This window comes from Pseudoxanthomonas sp. Root65, assembly GCF_001427635.1.
Taxonomy (GTDB): Bacteria; Pseudomonadota; Gammaproteobacteria; order Xanthomonadales; family Xanthomonadaceae; genus Pseudoxanthomonas_A.
Genome location: NZ_LMHA01000001.1, coordinates 317,411 through 339,099 on the forward strand (window position 1 = coordinate 317,411; position 21,689 = coordinate 339,099).

At 67.0% G+C, this 21,689-nt stretch carries 24 protein-coding genes; 21 read left to right on the top strand and 3 right to left on the bottom strand.

What is annotated here, in order from left to right; all coding sequences use genetic code 11:
* The first annotated feature begins 4 nt into the window (after positions 1-4).
* From ASD77_RS01385 to ASD77_RS01405, 5 genes are all read left to right on the top strand, one after another.
* A complete protein-coding gene (locus ASD77_RS01385) occupies positions 5-568 on the top strand; it encodes a M23 family metallopeptidase (RefSeq protein ID WP_055936260.1) in 564 nt (187 codons plus the stop codon).
* 111 nt (positions 569-679) lie between these two features.
* Complete coding sequence (locus ASD77_RS01390) at positions 680-991, top strand: DUF3861 domain-containing protein (protein ID WP_055936263.1); 312 nt, start codon at positions 680-682, stop codon at positions 989-991.
* A 32-nt stretch (positions 992-1,023) separates the two neighbouring features.
* Complete coding sequence (locus ASD77_RS01395) at positions 1,024-1,317, top strand: helix-hairpin-helix domain-containing protein (RefSeq protein WP_055936266.1); 294 nt, start codon at positions 1,024-1,026, stop codon at positions 1,315-1,317.
* Positions 1,318-1,370: 53 nt separating this feature from the next.
* Positions 1,371-1,940 carry a DUF1439 domain-containing protein gene (locus ASD77_RS01400; RefSeq protein WP_055936269.1) on the top strand — a complete coding sequence of 190 codons (570 nt, stop codon included), beginning with the start codon at positions 1,371-1,373 and terminating at the stop codon, positions 1,938-1,940.
* Positions 1,941-1,948: 8 nt separating this feature from the next.
* Positions 1,949-2,554, top strand: coding sequence for a DUF1439 domain-containing protein (locus ASD77_RS01405; RefSeq protein ID WP_055936271.1), 606 nt, complete (start codon positions 1,949-1,951; stop codon positions 2,552-2,554).
* 45 nt (positions 2,555-2,599) lie between these two features.
* Here ASD77_RS01405 and ASD77_RS01410 read toward each other — a convergent pair whose 3' ends face one another.
* Together ASD77_RS01410 and ASD77_RS01415 are read right to left on the bottom strand one after the other, a co-directional pair.
* Positions 2,600-4,810 (bottom strand): DUF5916 domain-containing protein, encoded by a 2,211-nt coding sequence (locus ASD77_RS01410; protein ID WP_055936272.1) that lies wholly within the window; start codon positions 4,808-4,810, stop codon positions 2,600-2,602.
* Between the two features lie 122 nt (positions 4,811-4,932).
* Complete coding sequence (locus ASD77_RS01415; RefSeq protein ID WP_055936275.1) at positions 4,933-5,406, bottom strand: SET domain-containing protein-lysine N-methyltransferase; 474 nt, start codon at positions 5,404-5,406, stop codon at positions 4,933-4,935.
* A gap of 148 nt (positions 5,407-5,554) precedes the next feature.
* On the opposite strand from ASD77_RS01415, the gene ASD77_RS01420 reads away from it, so the two are divergent.
* Complete coding sequence (locus tag ASD77_RS01420; RefSeq protein ID WP_200947345.1) at positions 5,555-6,088, top strand: cytochrome C; 534 nt, start codon at positions 5,555-5,557, stop codon at positions 6,086-6,088.
* A 16-nt stretch (positions 6,089-6,104) separates the two neighbouring features.
* On the opposite strand, the gene ASD77_RS01425 is transcribed toward ASD77_RS01420, so the two are convergent.
* Positions 6,105-6,311, bottom strand: coding sequence for a hypothetical protein (locus ASD77_RS01425; RefSeq protein ID WP_055936278.1), 207 nt, complete (start codon positions 6,309-6,311; stop codon positions 6,105-6,107).
* Positions 6,312-6,519: 208 nt separating this feature from the next.
* On the opposite strand from ASD77_RS01425, the gene ASD77_RS01430 reads away from it, so the two are divergent.
* The 15 genes from ASD77_RS01430 to ASD77_RS01500 all read left to right on the top strand — a co-directional run bounded on the left by ASD77_RS01430 (position 6,520) and on the right by ASD77_RS01500 (position 21,660).
* Positions 6,520-6,981: an SUF system Fe-S cluster assembly regulator gene (locus ASD77_RS01430; RefSeq protein WP_055936280.1), complete on the top strand. Its 462-nt coding sequence runs from the start codon at positions 6,520-6,522 to the stop codon at positions 6,979-6,981.
* A gap of 15 nt (positions 6,982-6,996) precedes the next feature.
* Complete coding sequence (gene sufB, locus ASD77_RS01435; RefSeq protein ID WP_055936283.1) at positions 6,997-8,436, top strand: Fe-S cluster assembly protein SufB; 1,440 nt, start codon at positions 6,997-6,999, stop codon at positions 8,434-8,436.
* 162 nt (positions 8,437-8,598) lie between these two features.
* Entirely contained in the window at positions 8,599-9,363 is a 765-nt protein-coding gene (gene sufC, locus ASD77_RS01440) for a Fe-S cluster assembly ATPase SufC (RefSeq protein ID WP_055936286.1), read from the top strand.
* Positions 9,363-10,625 carry a Fe-S cluster assembly protein SufD gene (gene sufD / locus ASD77_RS01445; protein WP_055936289.1) on the top strand — a complete coding sequence of 421 codons (1,263 nt, stop codon included), beginning with the start codon at positions 9,363-9,365 and terminating at the stop codon, positions 10,623-10,625. The genes sufC and sufD overlap by 1 nt, the downstream gene beginning before the upstream one ends.
* The gene (locus ASD77_RS01450) at positions 10,622-11,872 is read left to right on the top strand and encodes a cysteine desulfurase (protein ID WP_055936292.1); all 1,251 of its coding nucleotides are present in this window, start codon (positions 10,622-10,624) and stop codon (positions 11,870-11,872) included. The genes sufD and ASD77_RS01450 overlap by 4 nt, the downstream gene beginning before the upstream one ends.
* Positions 11,873-12,005: 133 nt before the next feature.
* Positions 12,006-12,545, top strand: a complete 540-nt coding sequence (locus ASD77_RS01455; RefSeq protein WP_055936295.1) for a GNAT family N-acetyltransferase — start codon at positions 12,006-12,008, stop codon at positions 12,543-12,545.
* Positions 12,542-12,874: a non-heme iron oxygenase ferredoxin subunit gene (locus ASD77_RS01460; protein WP_055936298.1), complete on the top strand. Its 333-nt coding sequence runs from the start codon at positions 12,542-12,544 to the stop codon at positions 12,872-12,874. The genes ASD77_RS01455 and ASD77_RS01460 overlap by 4 nt, the downstream gene beginning before the upstream one ends.
* A gap of 100 nt (positions 12,875-12,974) precedes the next feature.
* Positions 12,975-13,346 (top strand): hypothetical protein, encoded by a 372-nt coding sequence (locus ASD77_RS01465; protein WP_156383422.1) that lies wholly within the window; start codon positions 12,975-12,977, stop codon positions 13,344-13,346.
* Between the two features lie 136 nt (positions 13,347-13,482).
* Positions 13,483-15,714, top strand: coding sequence for a TonB-dependent siderophore receptor (locus ASD77_RS01470; RefSeq protein ID WP_055936304.1), 2,232 nt, complete (start codon positions 13,483-13,485; stop codon positions 15,712-15,714).
* 76 nt (positions 15,715-15,790) lie between these two features.
* The gene (locus ASD77_RS01475; RefSeq protein ID WP_055936307.1) at positions 15,791-16,477 is read left to right on the top strand and encodes a Fe2+-dependent dioxygenase; all 687 of its coding nucleotides are present in this window, start codon (positions 15,791-15,793) and stop codon (positions 16,475-16,477) included.
* 186 nt (positions 16,478-16,663) lie between these two features.
* A complete protein-coding gene (locus ASD77_RS01480; RefSeq protein ID WP_156383423.1) occupies positions 16,664-17,044 on the top strand; it encodes a hypothetical protein in 381 nt (126 codons plus the stop codon).
* A 106-nt stretch (positions 17,045-17,150) separates the two neighbouring features.
* Positions 17,151-19,514 carry a TonB-dependent receptor gene (locus tag ASD77_RS01485; RefSeq protein WP_055940846.1) on the top strand — a complete coding sequence of 788 codons (2,364 nt, stop codon included), beginning with the start codon at positions 17,151-17,153 and terminating at the stop codon, positions 19,512-19,514.
* Between the two features lie 109 nt (positions 19,515-19,623).
* Positions 19,624-20,259, top strand: a complete 636-nt coding sequence (locus tag ASD77_RS01490; protein WP_055936312.1) for a PepSY-associated TM helix domain-containing protein — start codon at positions 19,624-19,626, stop codon at positions 20,257-20,259.
* Positions 20,260-20,285: 26 nt separating this feature from the next.
* Positions 20,286-20,816, top strand: coding sequence for a DUF2271 domain-containing protein (locus ASD77_RS01495; RefSeq protein ID WP_055936315.1), 531 nt, complete (start codon positions 20,286-20,288; stop codon positions 20,814-20,816).
* Between the two features lie 31 nt (positions 20,817-20,847).
* Positions 20,848-21,660 carry a DUF4198 domain-containing protein gene (locus tag ASD77_RS01500; RefSeq protein ID WP_055936318.1) on the top strand — a complete coding sequence of 271 codons (813 nt, stop codon included), beginning with the start codon at positions 20,848-20,850 and terminating at the stop codon, positions 21,658-21,660.
* Positions 21,661-21,689: the final 29 nt, after the last annotated feature.

Below are 21,689 nucleotides of genomic sequence, written 5' to 3' on the forward strand. Positions count from 1 at the left end.
CCGCATGGGGCGACCGGCCGTGCGCCGCCTGCGGCGCTTTGCATGGACGATGCTGTCGCTGGCGGTACTGGCCCTGCTGCTCGCGTGGGCGTGGGGCCAGCCCTTCATGGCGTCCCCGCGCATGCTGTGGGACATTTCGCGCGCATCGCCGCCGCGTGAACTTCCGGTGCCCGTGCAGGGCGTACGGGCGCGGCAGATCGCCGACACGTTCGGCGCCCCCCGTGGCACCGACCGCACCCACCAGGGCGTGGACATCTTCGCCAGGCGCGGCACGCCCATCGCCAGTGCGACGCGCGGCATCGTGGTCTCGGTCCGCGACGGCGGGCTGGGCGGGAAACAGGTGTGGGTGCTGGGTCCCGGCCGCGAGCGTCACTACTACGCCCACCTGGACGATTGGGCGGCGGAGCTGTCCGCCGGCCAGGTGGTGCATCCCGGTGACGTGCTGGGTTACGTGGGCACCACCGGCAATGCGCAGGGCACGCCGCCTCATCTGCACTACGGCATCTATGGCGCACAGGGCGCCTACGATCCGCTGCCCCTGTTCAAGGCGCACGCCGCCGACCGCTGACTGAACCGCGGCGCCACCCGACGGAACAGTCCATCGCGGCGGCGGCCCTCGTTCCACCTGGGGCACGGGCCTATCTTGGAGCTGTCCCCGCCGCGTCCTGCTTCTGCCGCCATGCCCAATGATTCCCACCGCTACCGCATCACCGTGACGCCGATCGAACGCGACGGCCAGCACTGCCAAGGCCGCTGCACCATCGAGTTCGAACACGCCTGCCACGACGACTGGATGCGCATCCTCGAAAACGTCCAGCGCCAGCGCGGCCTCACCGGTGACGAGCGCGCCGCGCTGGTCGTCGGCACCAAACTGCTCAGTGGCCTGATGCTGGACCACCGCAAGGATGCGGACGACCTGTTCGCCCCGCTACGGCCGTACATGGGCGAGTTCATCGCTTCGTTGAAGGCGCGCGGCCGCGACGCCGGCTGACATCGCGAAGGGGCCACGCTAGCCTGACGGCCATGAAAGTCCGCCACGCCGACGACGCCCGTTCGCTCGAAGACATTCCCAACATCGGACCGTCCATCGCCGGCGACCTGCGTGGCATCGGCATCGCCCACCCGCACGACCTGCTCGGCCAGGATCCGTATGCGCTTTACCGACGCGTGAACGAGACCACCGGCCAGCGCCACGATCCCTGCCTGTGCGACTGCTTCATCGCCGCCGTGCGCTTCATGGAAGGCAGCGGACCGGTGCCCTGGTGGCACTACACCGCCGAGCGCAAGCGACACTTCCTGCAGCCGCCTGCCGGTTAGCCCTTGGACAGGCAGCGCCGGCTAAGGTGCGGCGACCCGTCACGGAGCTTCCCATGCGTACACGCCGACGCTTCCTGGTCGCCGCCCTCGCCGGCACCGCCACCCTTGCCCTCGCCGGCTGCGAAACGCTCAACACCGTCACCGGTCTGCTGGGCAACCAGATCAACTTCACCCAGCCGCAGCTGCAGCGCTATCTCAACCAGAGTTTCCCCCGCGAGTTCGACAAGCTGGGGGGCCTGGTGTCGGCCACGCTGACCAATCCTCGGTTGAGCATCCCCTCCGGCGACGACCGCCTGCGCCTGGACTTCGACATCGGCGTCAGTGCACTGGGTGCGCGTGACGTCAGCCGCGGGCACTTCGCGCTGGCCAGCCGCCTGCGCTACGACCCCGCGACCCGCGGCCTGCACCTGGACAACCCGGAGATCCTGTCGGTCGATGTCCCCGGCAGCGGCTCGCTGATGTCCGGCGGTACCCGCCAGTTGGTCAACACCGTGCTGGCCGAATACGCCCGCAGCGAGCCGGTCTACCGGATCGACAACGACATCCTGCAGCGCCTGCCCGCCAGCAAGCGGATCGGCAGCACGCAGATCGAAGACGGCCGCGTGGTCATCCACCTGCAATGAGGACGACGATGAAGAACTCCCTGCTCGCCGGCGCCGCCCTGCTCGTCACGTTGCTGTTGTCGCCCGTTGCGATGGCGGAAAGAGGCAACGTGATCCCCTTCAGGGCGGATAGCTTGTGGGCGTACAACGGCAACGCGCTCCGCTTCAACGCCGCCCAGCTGCAGACTGCGGCACGCAGCGGCTTCCCGATGCAGCACGTGCTGCTGGAAGGGTTCGCCTCGCTCACCCTGACCGACCCGCAGGTGCGCATTCCCGTGCCGGGCGAGCGCCTGCAGTTGCAGATGGACTACGACGTGATGCTGGCCAATGGCGACCGCATTGAGAACGGCAACGTGGTGGTCAGTAGCGGCCTGCGCTACGACCCGGGCACGCGCGGCCTGCACCTGGTGGATCCGCAGCTGGAGCACGTGGGCACCGGCGCGGACGGTCGCGGCCTGCCGGGCGGCTCGCGTGAGGCGCTGCAGCAGTTGATCCGCGAGTACGCCAACAGCCGGCCGCTGTACCGGCTGACCGACGAGGATCTGGCGCAGGTGCCGGGCACCCTGTCGGCGGACTCGCTGCGGATCGATGACGGCCATGTGGAACTGCGGCTCGCCCCGGGCACCACGCCCTGAGTCCGAGCGATGCCGGCGCGCCGTCCATGCGCGACGGCGACGCGCTCAGATCTCGAAGCGGTAACTCAGCTTGACCACCAGCTGTTCGTCGTCGCGCAGGCGCAGGCTGTCCTGCAGCAGGCCGTCCACGCCTTCGGTGCCGGTGCGCTGCTCGTAGCCGCCGCGGGCATACACCACGTAGAGGTAGGACAGCGGCGCCAGTTCGTAGCGGTAGCGGATCTGGAAGCCCAGGTTGCGCACGCTGAAGTCGTCCACGGCCTCGGTCGTCGTCACGGCGTGGCCGCGCGGATCGAAGCGCCAGGCATCGTGCACGCGCGCGTCCAGGGCGATGGTCTGCATCTTCACCCGCAGTTCGTGCCGCGGATCGATCACCCAGTCCAGGCCGGCATTGAGATCGACCTGGCGACGGGTGAATCCGCCTACCAGGTCCTCGCGCTGCCACACCAGCCAGTCCGGGCTGTAGATCGCGTAGCCGCCGGCATAGACACTGAAGGCATCGCTGACGAAGTACGTGGCGGTATACCCCACGCCTGCGCCGGCCTTGCGGTTGCCTGCCAGGCCACCGGTGAACGCCTCCAGTTCGGTTTCGTGCGCCCAGTTGCCCTTGCGCGGCCGTTCGTACTCGAAGTAGGTATTGAAATTCGCCGGCATCCTCGCCACGCCGTTGCCGCGCAGTAGCGTGTCGTTCAGGCCGGCGCTGTTGACGTTGATCTGGGCGTACTCGTAGCTGCCGTTGCGCAGCTGGCCTTCGCGGCTCATGCGGAACTGGTCGTTGAGCTTGTCGCCATGGTTGTTGTGGCTGCTGCTGACGCGCCAGCGCCAGTCCTTGGAGGAGTAACGCGAGCCTTCCGGCAGGCCGGTGAAGCGCTTGCGCACTTCCCAGTGCAGGTAATTGGTGCTGTTGCGCGACAGGTAGCCGAAGTCGTTGAGCTGCAGGTCGTTGCCGAAGTGCATGGCGATCCATTGCTGGCGCCAGCCGTCGTCCATTTCGTAGTCGGCCCATAGCGTCGCGCCGATGTCGTCGGTGTCGGTGCCGGCCTGCGCGATGCGGCTGCCCAGCAGGCGGGTGCGCACGTTCCAGCGCGCGGTCGGCCGCCAGTTGTGGTCCACGCCCAGCACGGTGGCCTCACGGTCGCGCCAGGGATCATCGACGCGGGTCAGCATCGCGCCGAGGTTCTGCCTCTCGAAATCGCGCACCAGCCGCAACGCGTGGTAACTGCGTCCGGTCGCCCCGTCCTCGTCGGCCGAGAACAGGCCGTAGTTCGCCTTGCCCAGGCTGCCGTTCAACTTCACCGCCGCGGTGATGTCGCCCGTGCTGCCCACGCGCCGGGTATACAGCTGCTGGCTGTCGTCCGACGGCGTGGTCAGCTCGAAGATGCCCTGGTTCTCGGTGAAGAACGGGCGCTTGTCGCTGATGAAGGTCTCGGTGGCGCTGAAGTTCACCACCAGGTCGTCGGCCTCGACCTGGCCGAAGTCCGGCTTCAGCGTGGCGGTCAGCTGGAAGCGGCCGTTCGGCTTCCAGAACAGATCGGCGCCGGCGTTAAGGTCCCCGCCGCCGCGGACGTTGTCGTACAGGCCCGACACGAACGGCGTGATGGCGAGCAGCGACTGGTCGTGGCGTGGCACCGTGACCGGGGCGAAATCCGACAGGAAGCGCGCACGCTCGAAGCTGGCCTGCGGCCACGCCATGCGTTCGCCGGTGGCGCCGATCACGCGCGCCAGGAACACCTTCAGGGTGCGTTGGCCGTCCGTGCCGTCGCGCATCGGCGCGGTATGCCACGGGATCAGCAGCTCGACCGACCAGCCCTGTTCGTCCTCGCTGACGGCATGGCGCCACTGGCCGTCCCAGTCGCTGCTGAACTGGTTCTCGTTGGTGATGATCTCGTCGGCGATGCCGCCGGTGGAACTGACGGTGAAGGCATAGCCGGTGCGACCGTCGCCGTCGAAGTCGATGAAGGCGTTGACGCGGTCGACCTGCGCGTCGAAATCGCGCTGCACCTTCTGCCGCGTGCGCGGCACGCTGGCCGGATGCGTGGCGTGGAAGGCGATGGCCAGGCCGTCCGGCGTGGCCAGGATCCAGGCCTCGGTCGGCAGCGAGCCGGGCTCGCCGGTCAGCGGCTGGGTCTTGCGGAAGTCGGTGACGTGGCGCGCTCCCTGCCATTCGGAGGGATCGATGCGGCCATCGATCTCGACGGCGTGGACGGCACTGCAGGAGAGGGCCAGCGCGAGCGCGCAGGCAAGGCGGGAGAGGGTCATGGCGGGCGGGTGGTGGTCCGGTGCGCGCAAGGTAGCGACGGAAATCACGGGCCACACCTGCCTTCGGTCATTTCAACCTTCGGCGTTCCTGCGGCATCCGTGCCTGTGAAGGGGCGTCGCCGTCAGCGGCCTTTCTTGGGTTGCAGCATCGTACCGGTGCACTTTTTGCTGCCGCAACGGCAGGCCCAGACCTTCTTCAGCCGGGCGGTGTGCGGTTCTGCCAGCACGATGCCGTAGTTGTAGGTCAGTTCTTCGCCCGGCTTGATCGCGCGGATCGCCTCGATGAACACCTTGTCCTTCTTGCGGTTCTTGCCGTCGTGTTCCTCGATGACGGCTTCGCAGTTCGGGTCGCAGCTGTGGTTGATCCAGCGCGCCTTGTTGCCCTTGTGGTTCGCGTCGATGACGTACTCGTCGTTGAGCGTGAACAGGAAGGTGTGGCCGGAATCGACGTCGCCGGTGTCGTCGGCGTCCACTTCGTCGTGCGTGCGTCGCTTGCCCTTGTACTCCACTACGCGCTCGCCCTTCCCGATCGGGGCGATGGCGAACACGCCGTTGCCGTGGATGTCGGATTGGCGGGCTTCGATCTTGCGGGGCATGCGGCGTCCAGAGCAGAGGTGAAGGCGCGATTCTCGCCCATGCGTGCGGGATTCCCAAATCCGCGCCTGAATCGCGGCCGACAATCGCGTGGCCGGTCCGCGTGGGACGGCGCGTTCGATGGCGCATTCCCCTCGCACAGCCGTTGCCATGATGCCGATCCGTTTCCTGATGCTCCCCGCCCTGGTGCTGTCCCTGGCGGCCTGCCAGCCCGAGTCGCCGCGCGCCGTCGCGGTGCTGCCCGCCCCGCAGGCATCCGATGCCGACCTGCTTGCGCGCGGCGAATACCTGGTACGGATCGCCGGCTGCAACGACTGCCACACGCCGGGATATGCGGAAGCCGGTGGCCAGGTCGCGAAGGACACCTGGCTGGTCGGGTCGCCGATGGGCTTCCACGGCCCGTGGGGCACCACCTATCCCAGCAACCTGCGGCTGCGCATGCAGCAGCTGACCGAAGCGCAATGGATGGAATACAGCGCCAACCTACGCACCCGGCCGATGATGCCCGACTTCGCCGTGCGTGCGATGAGCGAGGACGACCGCCGCGCCATCTACCGCTTCGTGCACGCGCTGGGCGCGGCCGGGCAGCCGGCGCCCGAGGCTCTCCCACCCGGCAAGACGCCGCCGGTACCGTACATCGGCATGGTGTTGCCGCCCTCGGCGGAGGCGCCGGCCGCGAAGTGAGCGGCCTGCATGCGCCTCACGCCCACGGGAAGACGCGGCCGTTGAACATCCAGACCAGCCCCATCGCCAGGCCGAAAACGGTCCAGAACAGCTGGCCCATGCCGCGGAACAGCTTCACCGCCAGATAGATGCCGCCGATGGCCAGCAGCACGCGCCAGAGGAAGCGCTGGTCCAGGCCGCGGACGGACGGGGCGGTATCGGAATGACCGTGCATGGTGTTCATGAGGGAGTCCTTTGATCGGGAGTCGTCCGGGAGTGGACGCTGTCCATCTTCCCGACCCGCACGTCCCTGCATCAGTCGCAGCCGTCAGCCATCGCGGGTGACATCCGTCAGGCCCTGCCGGATCGCCTGAACGGGGAAAACCGCCGGGTTTGAGCGCGGCGGCGCGAAAGCGTACAATTTCGGTACGTTTTCTGGACCTCCTTCCCCGATGCTCCGCGTCACCAAGCTCACCGACTACGCCACCGTGGTCCTGACCGTGCTCGCCGCCCGGCCGGGCGAGGTGCTCAGCGCGTCCGACCTGGCCGAACATTCCGGCCTGGAGACGCCCACCGTCAGCAAGGTGCTGAAACCGCTGGCACAGGCCGGGCTGGTGGAAGGCCTGCGCGGCGTGCATGGCGGTTATCGCCTGAGCCGCGGCGCGGCCGAGATCAGCTTGGTGGAAATCGTCGAGGCCATGGAAGGTCCGCTGGCCATGACCGAATGCAGCCAGAGCGAAAGCCAGTGCGGCATCGCCCAGAAATGCGGCGCGCGCGCCAACTGGCGGCTGATCAACGACGTGGTCGCCGACGCCCTGCGCGGCTTCACCCTCGCCCAGATGATCGCGCCGCCCCCCTCCTCTTCCGACGACGTGCGCAGGCGACCCATCGCCGTGCAGGTCGCGACCCGCTGAACCTTAGGCAGCCCGATGGCCACCGAAAACGCTGAAATCCTGGAACAGCTGGGACGTCGCTACGACGCCGGCTTCATCACCGACATCGAATCCGATTCGCTGCCACCCGGCCTCGGCGAGGACGTGGTGCGCGCCCTGTCGGCGAAGAAGGAAGAGCCCGAATGGATGACCGAATGGCGCCTGGCGGCCTACCGCCACTGGCTGACCATGCCGGTGCCGCACTGGGCCAAGCTGAAGATCGCGCCGATCGACTTCCAGGCGATCAGCTACTACTCGGCGCCGAAAGCCAAGTACGCCTCGCTCGACGACGTGCCGCAGGAGCTGCTGGACACCTACGACAAGCTGGGCGTGCCGCTGCACGAGCGCGCCAGGCTGGCCGGCGTGGCGGTCGACGCGGTGTTCGACTCGGTGTCCGTCGGCACCACGTTCCGCAAGGAGCTGGCCGAGAAGGGCGTGATCTTCTGCTCGATGAGCGAAGCCATCAAGGAGCATCCCGAACTGGTGAAGCAGTACCTCGGCAGTGTGGTGCCGGTCGGCGACAACTACTTCGCCGCGCTGAATTCGGCGGTGTTCTCCGACGGCAGTTTCGTGTTCATCCCCAAGGGCGTGCGCTGCCCGATGGAACTGAGCACCTACTTCCGCATCAACGCCGGTCACACCGGACAGTTCGAGCGCACACTGATCATCTGCGAGGACAAGGGCTACGTCTCGTACCTGGAAGGCTGCACCGCGCCGATGCGCGACGAGAACCAGCTGCACGCGGCGGTCGTCGAACTGGTCGCGCTGGAAGACGCCGAGATCAAGTACAGCACGGTGCAGAACTGGTACCCGGGCGACGAGGAAGGCCGTGGCGGCATCTACAACTTCGTCACCAAGCGCGCCGAATGCCGCGGCGACCGCAGCAAGGTGACCTGGACGCAGGTGGAAACCGGTTCGGCGATCACCTGGAAGTACCCGTCCTGCGTGCTGCTGGGCGACGACTCGACCGGCGAGTTCCATTCGGTGGCGCTGACGCACCATCGCCAGCAGGCCGACACCGGCACCAAGATGATCCACGTGGGCAAGCGCACCAAGTCCAAGATCGTCAGTAAGGGCATCAGCGCCGGCCGCGGCCAGAACACCTACCGCGGCCTGGTGAAAGTGGACCGCAACGCCGATGGCGCGCGCAACCACACCCAGTGCGACAGCCTGCTGATCGGCAAGCAGTGCGGCGCGCATACCTTCCCCTACATCGAAGTGAAGAACCCGACCGCGACGCTGGAGCACGAGGCCACCACCTCCAAGATCAGCGACGACCAGATGTTCTACTGCCGCGCGCGTGGCATCAGCCAGGAAGACGCGGTATCGATGATCGTCGACGGCTTCTGCAAGCAGGTCTTCCGCGAACTGCCGATGGAGTTCGCGGTGGAGGCGAAGAAGCTGCTGGAAGTGTCGCTGGAAGGCAGCGTCGGGTAACAGGCTTTCCCCTCTCCCGCCGGGAGAAGGTGGCGCGAAGCGCCGGATGAGGGTACGGCAAAACCAATGACGTCCGAACGATCAGGACTTCGCCGGACCCTCACCCCAACCCCTCTCCCGCCGGGAGAGGGGCTAAAAATAAAGAATCAAACGGAAACGAACATGCTCAAGATCGACAACCTCCACGCCAGCGTCGCCGGCAAGGACATCCTCAAAGGCCTATCGTTGGAGGTGAAGCCCGGCGAAGTGCACGCCATCATGGGACCCAATGGCGCCGGCAAGTCCACGCTGGGCAACATCCTGGCCGGTCGCGAGGGCTACGAGGTCACCGCCGGCACGGTGGAATTCGAAGGCAAGCCGCTGCTCGACCTGGAACCGGAAGAGCGCGCTGCCGCCGGCGTGTTCCTGGCGTTCCAATACCCGGTCGAGATCCCGGGCGTCAACAACACCTACTTCCTGCGCGCGGCGCTCAACGCCCAGCGCAAAGCGCGTGGCGAGGCCGAGCTGGATTCCATGCAGTTCCTCAAGCTGGTGCGCGACAAGCTGGCCGTGCTGCACCTGAAGGACGAACTGCTGCATCGCGGCGTCAACGAAGGCTTCAGCGGCGGCGAGAAGAAGCGCAACGAGATCTTCCAGCTGGCCGTGCTGGAGCCGAAGCTGGCGATCCTGGACGAGACCGACAGCGGACTGGACATCGACGCGCTGAAGAACGTCGCCGATGGCGTCAATGCGCTGCGCTCGCCCGACCGCGCCTTCCTGGTCATCACCCATTACCAGCGCCTGCTCGACTACATCAAGCCGGACGTGGTGCACGTGCTGGCCGGCGGCCGCATCGTAGAGACCGGTGGCCCCGAACTGGCGCTGGAACTGGAACAGCACGGCTATGCGTGGATCAAGGATCGCGTGGCGCCGGAGAAGGTCGCCTGATGAGCGCGCTGCTGGATTCCCTGTCGACGGGCTTCAACGGCGACGCCGCGCGCCGCGCCATGCTGGACGAAGCGCTGCGCGACGGCCTGCCCGGCCCGCGCACCGAAGCCTGGAAGTACACCTCCCTGCGCCAGCTGGAACGCCGCAGCTTCCAGCCCGTCGACGCGCTGCCGTCGCTGGATCCGATGCTGCTGGCCGACATTCCCGCGCCGCGTGCGGTGTTCGTCAACGGGCGCTACTCGGTGGCGCTGTCGCTGACGACGGACCTGCCCGACGGCGTCAGCCTGCAACTGCTGTCCGAGGCGCTGGCCGACGGCGACGACGCCGCGCGCTTCCTGCAGCGCCGCTTCGAGCGCACCGACGAAGTCTTCGCCCGACTCAACGCCGCCCTGGCGACGGAAGGCGTGCTGCTGCGCGCCGAGCCCGAGGCCCGGAGCGGCCAGCCGCTGCATCTGGTCTTCATCGGCACCGGCGACGGCGCGGATCGCGCCTGGCACCTGCGCAACCTGATCGAGTTGCGCGCCGGTGCGGCCTTGACGGTAGTCGAGCACCATCTCGCCGTCGACGGCCACGCCCACTTCATCAATGCGTTGAGCCATGTACACCTGGCCAAGGATGCGCGCCTGACCCACGCCCGCATCGAGGCCGGCAGCGACCGCGCCACCGCGCTGCTGCGCACCGATGCCGTGCTCGCGCGCGACAGCGAATACCGGCGTGTGGATCTGGAACTCGGCGGCGCCCTCTCGCGGCATGAACTGAACGTCCGCCTGGAAGGCGACCATGCGCGCCTGGTCGCCAACGGCGTGCTGTTCGCGCACGGCCGTCGCCACGTCGACACGCGGCTGGGCATCGACCACATCGGTCGCGACACCGCCTGCGAACTGACCTGGCGCGGACTGGGCGCGGACCGTGGCCGCGCCGTCTTCCATGGCGGCATCCTCATCCGCGAGGGTGCCGACGGTACCGATGCCGCGCTGTCGAACAAGAACCTGCTGCTGTCGGCCAACGCCGAGGTCGACACCCAGCCGGTGCTGGAGATCCATGCCGATGAGGTCAAGGCGGCGCACGGCGCCACCGTCGGCCAGCTCGATGCGACCGCGATGTTCTACCTGCGCTCGCGCGGCCTGCCGCAGGCGGACGCGCAGCAGTTGCTGACCGCGGCCTTCTGCCGCGAGCCCCTGTCCGCGATCGACGAGCCGGTGCTGCGCGAGTTGCTGGTATCCCGCGTGGATGCGGCCCTGGCGGCACTGGGCGCGGCATGAACCGCGAAGCCGTCCACGCGCCGACCGGAAGCGCCATCGACTGGGCACGCGTGCGTGCGGACTTCCCGCTGCTGACGCGACAGGTCAACGGCAAGCCGCTGGTCTATCTGGACAGCGCGAACACGGGGCAGAAGCCGGCGTCGGTCATCCAGTCCGTCGACGACTTCTATCGCCAGCACAACGCCAACGTCAGCCGTGCCGTGCACACCCTGGGGACGGAAGCGACCGAGGCCTACGAGGGCGCGCGCAAGACCCTGGCGCGCTTCCTCAACGTGCGACCGGACGAGCTGGTGCTGTGCAGCGGTACGACATTTGCGATCAACCTGGTCGCGTATTCGTGGGCGCTGCCGCGACTGACGGCCGGCGACACGATCCTGGTGTCGCGCATGGAGCACCACGCCAACATCGTGCCATGGCAGCTCGTCGCCCAGCGCACCGGCGCGACCATCAAGGTGGCAGAGATCCACGCCGACGGCACGCTCGACCTGGAGGCGCTGCACGCCGCGATGACCGGCGACGTGAAGCTGCTCGCCATCACCCATACCTCGAACGTGCTGGGTACGGTCAACCCGGTGCGTGAGATCTGCCGCGAGGCCCGCAGGCGCGGCATCGTGACCGTGGTGGACGGCTCGCAGGCCGTGCCGCACCGGACGGTCGACGTCGCCGCGATCGGCTGCGACTTCTATGCGCTGACCGGCCACAAGATGTGCGGGCCGACCGGCACCGGCGCGCTGTGGGCGCGCAGGGAACACCTGCAGGCCATGCCGCCCTTCATCGGTGGCGGCGAGATGATCAAGGAAGTCAGCTTCGACGGCACCGTCTTCAACGACGCGCCGCACAAGTTCGAGGCCGGCACGCCCAACATCGCCGGCTTCATCGGTCTGGGCGCGGCGGTGGAGTATCTGGACGCGCTGGGCATGGCGAACGTCGAAGCGCGCGAGGCCGACCTGCTGGCGCATGCCACCGAAGAACTCGACCGGATCGAGGGCCTGCGCATCTTCGGCCGCGCAGCGGACAAGGCGGCGGTGATCTCGTTCCTGATCGAAGGCGCGCACGCGCACGACCTGGCCACCCTGCTCGACCTCGACGGTGTCGCCGTCCGATCCGGCCAGCATTGCGCGCATCCCCTGCTGCAGTTCTATGGCGTGGCCGCGACGCTGCGTGCGTCGTTCGCGTTCTACAACACGCACGAGGAAGTGGAGCACTTCGTCACTGCGCTGAAGAAGGCTCGACAGCTGCTGGCGTGAGGGCGGGGCTGCGGGAGTGGCGCGCGCCGAAATGGGGTTTCCCCTCATGCTCTGAAGGGTTCCAACGCCGGGGACCGTACGGTCGCGACTGACGTCGCTCCTACAACGGGGCGGGCTTCCGTAAAATGCCCGCATGGACAACCTCACTTTCCGCGCGGCGACCGACGCCGATATTCCCGCCCTGGTAGCGCTGGTGACCTCCGCCTACCGTGGCGACGCCAGCAGGCAGGGCTGGACCACCGAAGCCGACATGCTGGACGGCCAGCGCATCGATGCCGACGCGCTGTTGCGCGACATCGAGCGCCCGCGCAGCCGCATCGTGCTGGCGGAGCGTCAGGGCGGACTGCTGGCCTGCGCGCATGTCGCCGAAGAGGATGGCGCCGGCTATTTCGGCATGTTCTCGGTCCGTCCCGACCTGCAGGGCGGCGGCGTCGGCAAGGCCCTGCTGGCCGAAGCCGAACGCGTCGCGCGCGAGGACTGGGGCCTGCCGGCCATGCGCATGACGGTGATCGACATCCGCGGCGAACTGATCGCGTTCTACGAACGCCGCGGCTACGTGCGCACCGGCATCAAGAAGCCGTTTCCCTATGGCGACGAGCGCTACGGCATTCCCAGGCGCGACGACCTGCGCTTCGAGATCCTGGAAAAACCGCTGTCGGGAGCCGTTGCATGAGCGAGACCTGGACCTTCGTCTGCGCCACCGGGGAGCTGCTGCCCGGGGAAATGAAGACCGCCTTCGACGAGGTCACCGGCACGCCCATCGTGGTGGTCAACCACGACGGCGCGCTGTACGCCCTCGAAGACAAATGCAGCCATGAAGATTTCGAGCTGTCGTCCGGCAGCTTCGACCCCGTGGACGCCAGCATCGAATGCGTGCTGCACGGTGCCCGCTTCGATGTCCGGGACGGACGCGCCCTGTGTGCGCCGGCCTATTCGCCGGTGGTGAAGTTTCCGACCAAGATCGAACACGGGGGTGTCTGGACCCGCGACGACCGCGACTGAGTCCGGCCTGTAACGCCCTTGTTGTAATCGCAAATCATTCTCATTATCCTGTCGCACCGCTGCGACAGGCTGTCGCAGCCCGACCCGCCCCGAGGCCCTGGTGCTGCGCAATACCATCCCTTTCACGTCCATGTTCGCCAGCGTGCTGCTGGCGTGCCTGCTCGTGATCGTGGGCAGCACACCGCAGGATTTCAACGGCACGGGCGAGCGGACGGGGAACGCCTCCTCGCTGCCGTCCCACAACGGTGACCTGGCCGACCCGGTCGGCGACGTGCTCGAGGCCGCCGCCACCCTGGCGGAACAGCCGACGGAAAGCCTGCCCATGCCGGCGGAGTCCGAAGGCGATGAGGCCGCCATCGCCGCGGCCTCGGCGCCGGGATCATCGCAGGCACCTGTTGTCGTTGATCGGCATACCAACGTCGTTCCATCGCGCGATATCCGACATCCGGCCCGCGGGCCACCCGCCGCCTGATCGCGCTGCGCGCATCGCATCCGCCGGTGCCCCCCGCTGCCCGCGATCCATGCGCCGAACGGCGCCGATCCGTCCCTGTCACCGCTCCCGCCAGCCTTCGCCACCGGGTGTTTCTTCTCCGCACCTGAGGATGCTCATGAACCTGCGCCACTCCCCGCTTGCCACCGCCCTGCTGCTGGCCATCACCGCTCCCGCCCTCGCCGCTCCGACCGGTGAGGCCCCCGCCGACGCCGCCATGCAGGCCAAGGAACTCGATACCGTCGAAGTGCATGGCGAACGCGTGCAGAAGGCGAGCTCGCCCAAGTACACCGAGGCCCTGGTCGATACACCGCAGACCATCACCGTGGTCACCAGCGAAGTGATGGCGCAGCAGAACCTGCTGGGCCTGCGCGACGTGCTCAGCACGCTGCCCGGCATCACCTTCGGTGCCGGCGAAGGCGGCGGCGGCTACGGCGACAGCATCAACCTGCGCGGCTTCAACGCCACCACCGACATCACCGTGGACGGTGTGCGCGACAGTGCGCAGTACACCCGCACGGACAATTTCAATCTCGAATCGATCGAACTGATCAACGGCGCGAACTCGGCCATGTCCGGCGCCGGCTCGGTCGGCGGCAACATCAACCTGGTCAGCAAGTCCGCGCGCGAAGGCGACTTCAGCACCATGACGCTGGGCGCCGGCACGGAGAGCTTCGGACGGGCCACGGTGGACAGCAACCACGACTTCGGCGACGGCCAAGCCCTGCGCGTCAACGCCATGGTCCACCGCAACGATGTGGCCGACCGCGATGTCGAGGAGTACAAGCGCTGGGGCATAGCGCCTTCGTTCGCGATCGGCCTTGGCTCGGATACCCGCTTCACGCTCAGCTACCTGCACCAGCACGACGAAAACATCCCGGAGTACGGCCTGCCCTACTTCGCCGCCTACGGCGGCCTGCTGCCCGGGATCAGCCGCGATACCTACTTCGGCTACCGCAACATGGACAAGCAGGAGATCGATGTCGACGTGCTGACGGGTGTGTTCGAGCATGACCTCAGCGACACCACATCGCTGCGCAGCCTGGCCCGCTACCAAAAGGTGGACCAGTACGTGCTGGTCAATCCGACCCAGGGCACCTGGTGCCTCGACAATGGCATCAATCCCGCCAACGGTCTGGCCTGTGGTGCGCCGGGAACCTACCAGCCCAGTGGCCCGCGCGGCACGACCCGCGACACCACCAACGGCCTGGCACTCAGCCAGACCGACCTGACCACGCGCTTCAACACCGGTAGCGTGGAGCATGCATTGGTCGCCGGCGTCTCGTTCATGCACGAGACCTATGAACTGGACAACGGCAACAGCCAGCGCAACGCCGACGGTACGGCCCCGGTCTATCCGGTGATGGACATCCACGATCCGGACAATGTCTATCGCGGACCGATCAACTACGTCCGCGCGGGCCGTACGGACGGCACGCTGGACAACCAGGCGCTGTACGTATTCGACACGCTGAAGTTCAACCCGCAATGGGAACTGGCGCTGGGCGCACGTTACGAGCACAACGAGGGTGATACCCGCACCATCAACTTCAGCACCGGCGCCATCGGCAACTTCGAGAACGAGGACGACCTGTTCTCCTACCGCGCCGGGCTGCTGTTCAAGCCGGCGGAGAACGGCAGCGTCTACCTGTCCTACGCCAACTCGAAGACCCCCTCCAAGGCCTCGGTCAACGGCGCCTGCACCGCGCAGACCTGCGAGGTGGACCCTGAAACCGCGGTCAACATCGAATTGGGCACGAAGTGGAACCTGCTGGAAGACCGGCTGGCGGTGACGGCGGGGCTGTTCCGCAACGAACGCCAGAACTACAAGGTGGCCGACCCCAACAACCCGGACAATCCGTCGGGCACGCAGCAACTGGACGGCAAGGCACGCGTGGATGGCATCGCGCTGGGCGTGGCGGGCAACCTCACGCGTGCGTGGTCGATCTTCGCCAACTACACCTATCTGGACAGCGAAGTCCTGCAGAGTGTGTCGGATCGTGTACTGGAAGACACGGGTATCGACGCCCAGGCTGGCCATCCGCTGCCCAACACACCCGAGCATTCGGCCAGCGCGTGGACGACGTATGCGCTGCAGGGCTGGACTTTCGGTTATGGCGTCACCTACCAGGGCGACTTCTACACCGCGAGCGCGGCCAATGCGCCGCGCGTGAAGAGCTACACCATGCACCGGGCGATGGCGGGCTACCAGTTCAACGCGCGCTTCGGATTGCAGTTGAACATCGACAATCTGTTCGACAAGCAGTACTTCACCCGGGTGCGCAACAATGGCTGGGCGACGCCCGGTGCGGCGCGCTCCGCCGTGCTGACGGCCACGTTCAAGTTCTGAGCCGCGCGATGCCGTAGTTCCCTCTGCCCCGCCCGTGCACAATGGGCGGGGCGTTCTTGTTGCGAGGTCAACCTCCATGTTGCTGGCGATTCCCGATGTCCTCACGCCTGTCCAGGTCGCGCAGGCCCGTGCGCTGCTGGACGCGGCCGACTGGGCCGACGGCCGCATCACCGCCGGATACCAGTCGGCCAAGGCCAAGGACAACGCGCAGCTGCCGGAGGATTCGCCCGTCGCGCGTGATGTCGGCGCGCTGATCCTGGACGCGCTTTCGCGCAACAGCACCTTCTTCTCTGCGGCGCTGCCGAAGCGGATCTATCCGCCGCTGTTCAATCGATACGATGGCGGCCAGTCCTTCGGCTACCACGTGGACAACGCCATCCGTTACGACCGCAGCCGCGGCGGCGTGGATCCCGTGCGGACGGATCTTTCGGCGACGCTGTTCCTCAGCGCCCCCGACGAGTACGACGGCGGCGAGTTGATCATCGAGGACACCTTCGGCACCCAGAGCGTGAAGCTGCCTGCCGGGCACATGGTGCTGTACCCCGGCACCAGCCTGCACCGGGTCACGCCGGTGGCGCGCGGTGCGCGGGTGGCCTCGTTCTTCTGGATGCAGAGCATGGTCCGCGACGACGGACAGCGGCGCCTGATGTTCGAGCTGGACGTGTCGATCCGGCGCCTGACCGCGGATGTCCCCGATCATCCCGCGTTGGTCCAGCTGACCGGGGTTTACCACAACCTGCTGAGGCAATGGGCCGAGACCTGAGCCGGCCTGCAATGGGAGCAAACAAGATTCAACCTTGTTTGCATTTGATAAGTATTCTCATTTAAGATGTTCCCCGTTCGGTGCGCCATCCAAGGCCCATCGCCGGGGAAACACGTGATCCACGCAATATCAGCCAACGTCCGTCAGACCTGCGCGCCGCGCGGCAAGGCCGTGCGCTGGTACCGGATGCCGCTCATCCTGGCGCTGATGATCTTCTGCGGCACGCTTGGATTCGCCAGTGCCGGCGCAAAGACAAACGGCCTGACCGCCACTGCGGTCGAAACCTCTGCGTCGGTGATCACCGACGCACGTGACGGCGACCCGCCGCATCAGGCGCGTCATCGCGCGCTTCACCTGAAGAAGCCCCGGCTCAGCGCGCTGCAGGTCTGCACCCGCTCGACCTCGCCGATGTGTCCACTGCCCGCCTTCCCTGCTGACGACCTCCACGTCGTCGCGGCGGGCGATGCCGGTGCTCGCCCGTTCGCCATCCTGGACGCCGCGCACGCCCATCGCACCGATCCTGCACTCCGCCTGCATCCCGGCCAGGCGCCGCCGCACGCCGGCTGAAGACCACGGACCTGCGTTCGGCACCGTCCGCTCGAATGCTCCCGCTGTTCCCGGACCCATCGCTGCCTGCGGTGCGACCTCTCCCCATCCCCCTCCGATGATTGCCATGAAGACCTCTTGCAGCTCCCTGCAGGCGCCGCTGCGCCGCAACCGCCTTGCCCTCGCCCTTGTCGTCCTGGTCTCCGCGCCTGCGCTGGCACAGCCTGCGCCCGACGGCGCGGCGGATGCCACCGATCTCGACGCCGTCGTCGTCACCGCCTCGGGCTTCGAGCAGAAGATCACCGACGCGCCTGCCAGCATCAGCGTGGTCACCGCGGAAGAGTTGCGCCAGCGCCCCTACATCACGCTGATCGATGCCGTGCGCGACCTGGAAGGCGTGGACGTCGGCGAGACCTCGGACAAGACCGGGCAGAAGACCATCAGCATCCGCGGCATGGGCCCGGACTACACGTTGATCCTCATCGACGGCAAGCGCCAGAACAACCACGGCGACATCTATCCCAACTCGTTCGGCGGCAACCAGTTCAACCACATCCCGCCGCTGGACATGATCCAGCGCATCGAAGTCATCCGCGGTCCTGCGTCCACGCTGTACGGTGCCGACGCGCTGGGTGGCGTGATCAACATCATCACCCGCAAGGTCTCCGACCGCTGGCGCGGTTCGGCCACGCTGGGGCATGGCGTCCAAGAGAACAGCGATTTCGGCAGCGACAGCACGTTCGACTTCGCGCTGATGGGCCCGCTGGTAGAGGATCGCCTGGGCCTGGGCGTGCGCGGCTCCTGGTACGAGCGCAATGCATCGACGCCAGAGTACGAAGCGATCACTGCGCCGGACGGCACCGTGTTCGAGCGTGCGCTCGGTTTCGGCGGCGGCGGCAAGACGGTGGACAACACCAACAAGAGCGCAGGTGTCACCCTGAGCTGGACGCCGACGGACAACCAGAGCGTGCTTTTCGATTACGACACCTCCGAACAGGTCTACGACAACACGCCGTACATCAACAACCTGGGCACCGAGACCTATCCGCTGGGCACCGTGGATGGCCTGGCAGGCATCTGGCGCGCGGCCCCGCAGGTCGGTTACGCCGCCGACCAGGAGTTCACCCGCGACCAGTGGTCGGTCACGCACAACGGCCAATGGGCCTTCGGCGACAGCTTCGTCTCGCTCGCTCACATCGATACCGGCAACCACGGCCGCACGCTGCCGTTCACTGTCGCCGAACGACTGCTGCACCAGCAGATCTTCCGCGGCACGGGAGCGTACACGGGCCTGAGCGTCGCCGAGCGGCAGGCCATTGCGGTGTCCACGTTCCTGCCGCGGCCGAAACGCACAATGGAAAGCAGCCAGTACACGCTGGACGCGAAGCTGGATTTCGCCATCGGCGAGGCGCACCGCTTCATCGTCGGCGGCCAAATGATCGACGGTGAGCTGGAAGACGGCGTGTTCGGTATGGAAAGCGGCGGCGATGGCGGCGGCACCGTACAGGACCACAAGATGTGGTCGCTGTTCGCCGAGGACAACTGGAATCCGCTGGAGGCGCTGACCATCACGCTGGGCCTGCGCCATGACGACCACAACGTGTTCGGCGGCCAACTCAGTCCGCGTGCCTACGCGGTCTGGGACGTCAGCGAGGCGTGGACACTGAAGGGCGGCGTCAGCACCGGCTTCAAGACGCCCAAGACCACGGACCTGTACGACGGCATCACCGGTTTCGGCAGCCAGGGCACCACGCCCTTCGTCGGCAACCCCGACCTGCAGCCGGAGACCAGTGTCAACAGCGAGATCGCGCTGTACTGGACCTCGCCGGACGATGCTCACAACGTCAACGTCACGGTGTTCCGCAACGACTTCGACGACAAGATCGCGCGCGGAGAAACCAGCCTGAGCTGCGAACAGACCGGCGGGGTGCGCCCCTGCGCCAACCTGGGCGACTACGCTCTGCTGGGTTACACCACGTACGCCCAGAACATCAACATCGACGAGGTCCGCATCCAGGGTGCGGAGGTCGCGGGGCGCTGGGGCATCACAGAGACCCTGTCGCTGCGCGCCAACTACACCTTCACCGACAGCGAGCAGCTGAGCGGTGCGCAGAAGGGACTGCCCCTGACCAACACCGCCCGTCACATGGCCAACGCCAGCCTCAACTGGCAGGCGACGGACACCTTCAGCCTGCAGCTGCTGGCGGAAACCCGTTCCAAGCGCTACCGCGACACGATCAACGGCGTGCGCCGCGACTACCAGGACTACACCGTGCTGCATCTCGGCGCGCAGTACCGCTTCAACGAGCACGTCTCGGTCTCGGGTCGCATCAACAACCTGCTGGATGAGGACTTCACCACATTCCAGACGGTCTTCACCGACCTCAACAACGACGGCATCTACACCACCAACGAGGTGTCGTACCTGGACGACTACAACAACAAGGACAAGTCGCGGAACCTGTGGCTGAGCCTCAACGTCAACTTCTGACGTCGGCACGCGTTCCCCTCCGGCACGGGAGGGGAACGCCGGCTTAATTGAGAGCCATTCTCATCTGTGATGTAATGACGACCCGCATCAGCCCGCTTCGAGATCGCCGTTGTCCCCTTCCGCCTCTCCTGCCCTCCAGCAACAGCGCCGTGGCTTCTGGCTGCGCACGCTGCACCAGTGGCACTGGATCAGTTCGGCGGTCTGCCTGATCGGCATGCTGCTGTTCGCGATCACCGGGATCACGCTGAACCACGCTGCGAAGATCGAGGCCACGCCTGAAGTGACCAACCGGACGGCCACGGTACCCGCCGTCGTGTTGGCTACCCTGGGCGACCGCCAGGAGGGCAATGCACCGCTGCCGGCCCCGGTGGCGGACTGGCTGGAGCAGGCGTTGTCGGTTTCCGTGGGCTCGCGACCGGCGGAATGGTCCGACCTCGAACTCTACCTCTCGATGCCTGGCCCGGGCAGCGACGCCTGGCTGAGCATCGATCGCGAAACCGGCGCGGTCGAATACGAAAAGACCCGCCGCGGCTGGATCTCGTACTTCAACGACCTGCACAAGGGGCGTAACGCCGGCCCGGCGTGGGGCTGGTTCCTCGACATCTTCGCCGTGGCCTGCCTGGTGTTCTGCATCACCGGACTTTTCCTGCTCTACCTGCACGGCCGCCAGCGCAGCATGACCTGGCCGATGGTCGGCCTGGGCCTGCTGGTGCCGCTGCTGATCGCCCTCCTTTTCATCCACTGATCCCTTTCACGAACCGCGAGTGCCGCATGTCGAAGATCGCCGTCCACACCACGCTGACCATCGCGCTCAGCGGCCTGCTGGCCACGCCGGCCTATGCCGCCACGCTGGACATCAACGTCGAAATCCCCAAGCTCAACGTCGCCGAATACCACCGCCCCTATGTCGCGGTGTGGATCGAAGGGGCCGACCAGAAGGTCGCAGCCAACCTCTCCGTCTGGTACCAGCAGACCAGCAATGCCGAAGGCCACGGCACCAAGTGGCTGCCCGACATGCGCCAGTGGTGGCGCAAGTCCGGCCGCTCGCTGCAGGTGCCGGTGGACGGCGTCACCGGTCCGACCAAGCCGGTCGGCAAGCATGCGCTGAGCTTCAGCGACAAGCAGCACCTGGCCAAGCTGGCGCCCGGTCAATACACGCTGGTCGTGGAGGCCGCGCGCGAAGTCGGTGGCCGCGAACTGCTGAAGATCCCCTTCACCTGGCCCGCCAAGGGCGCGCCGCAGTCGGGCAAGGCCCAGGGCAGCACCGAACTCGGTGCCGTCACGCTGACCGTCAAGCCCTGATCCTCTTCCCCCTGTCCCGCTGGAGATTCCGATGAAGCGTTCCCTCGCCGTAGCCATCGCCCTGGCCTCCGCCATCCCCGCCACCGCGCTGGCGCACAAGGCGTGGCTGCAGCCGTCGCAGACCGTCATCGCCGGCACCCATCCGTGGATCACGGTGGACGCCGCCGTGTCCAACGACCTGTTCTACTTCAACCACGTGCCGCTGCGCACCGAAGGCCTGGCGATCACGGCACCGGACGGCAGCACCGCAGACGCGCAGAACGTGGCCACGGGCAAGTACCGCACCGTGTTCGATGTCGAACTCAAACAGCAGGGCACCTACCGCATCGCCACCGTCAACAAGGGCCTGATGGTTCGCTGGGAGGGCGCCGACGGCAAACCCGGCGGACTGCGCGGCGCCAAGCCGGAAGACCTGGCGACCAAGGTGCCGAAGGATGCGAAGAACCTGCAGGTGTCGCAGTCGGTCGGCCGCATCGAGACCTTCGTCACCAACGGCGCACCGAACGACACCGCGCTGAAGGCCACCGGCGAAGGCATCGAACTGATGCCGGTGACCCACCCCAACGATCTGTTCGCCGGTGAAGCCGCGACGTTCCGCATGCTGATCGACGGCAAGCCCGCCGCCGGCCTGGAATTCGAGATCACCCGCGGCGGCACGCGTTATCGCAACGCGCAGGAAGAGATCAAGGTCACCACCGATGCCCAGGGCGAGTTCAGCGTGACCTGGCCGGAAGCCGGCATGTACTGGCTGGAAACCGGCACGCAGGACGACAAGACCAGCGTGCCGCAGGCCAAGCAGCGTCGCCTGAGCTATGTGGCCACGCTGGAAGTACTGCCGCAATAAGACCGCATCGTGCCGCCGGATGCGGATCC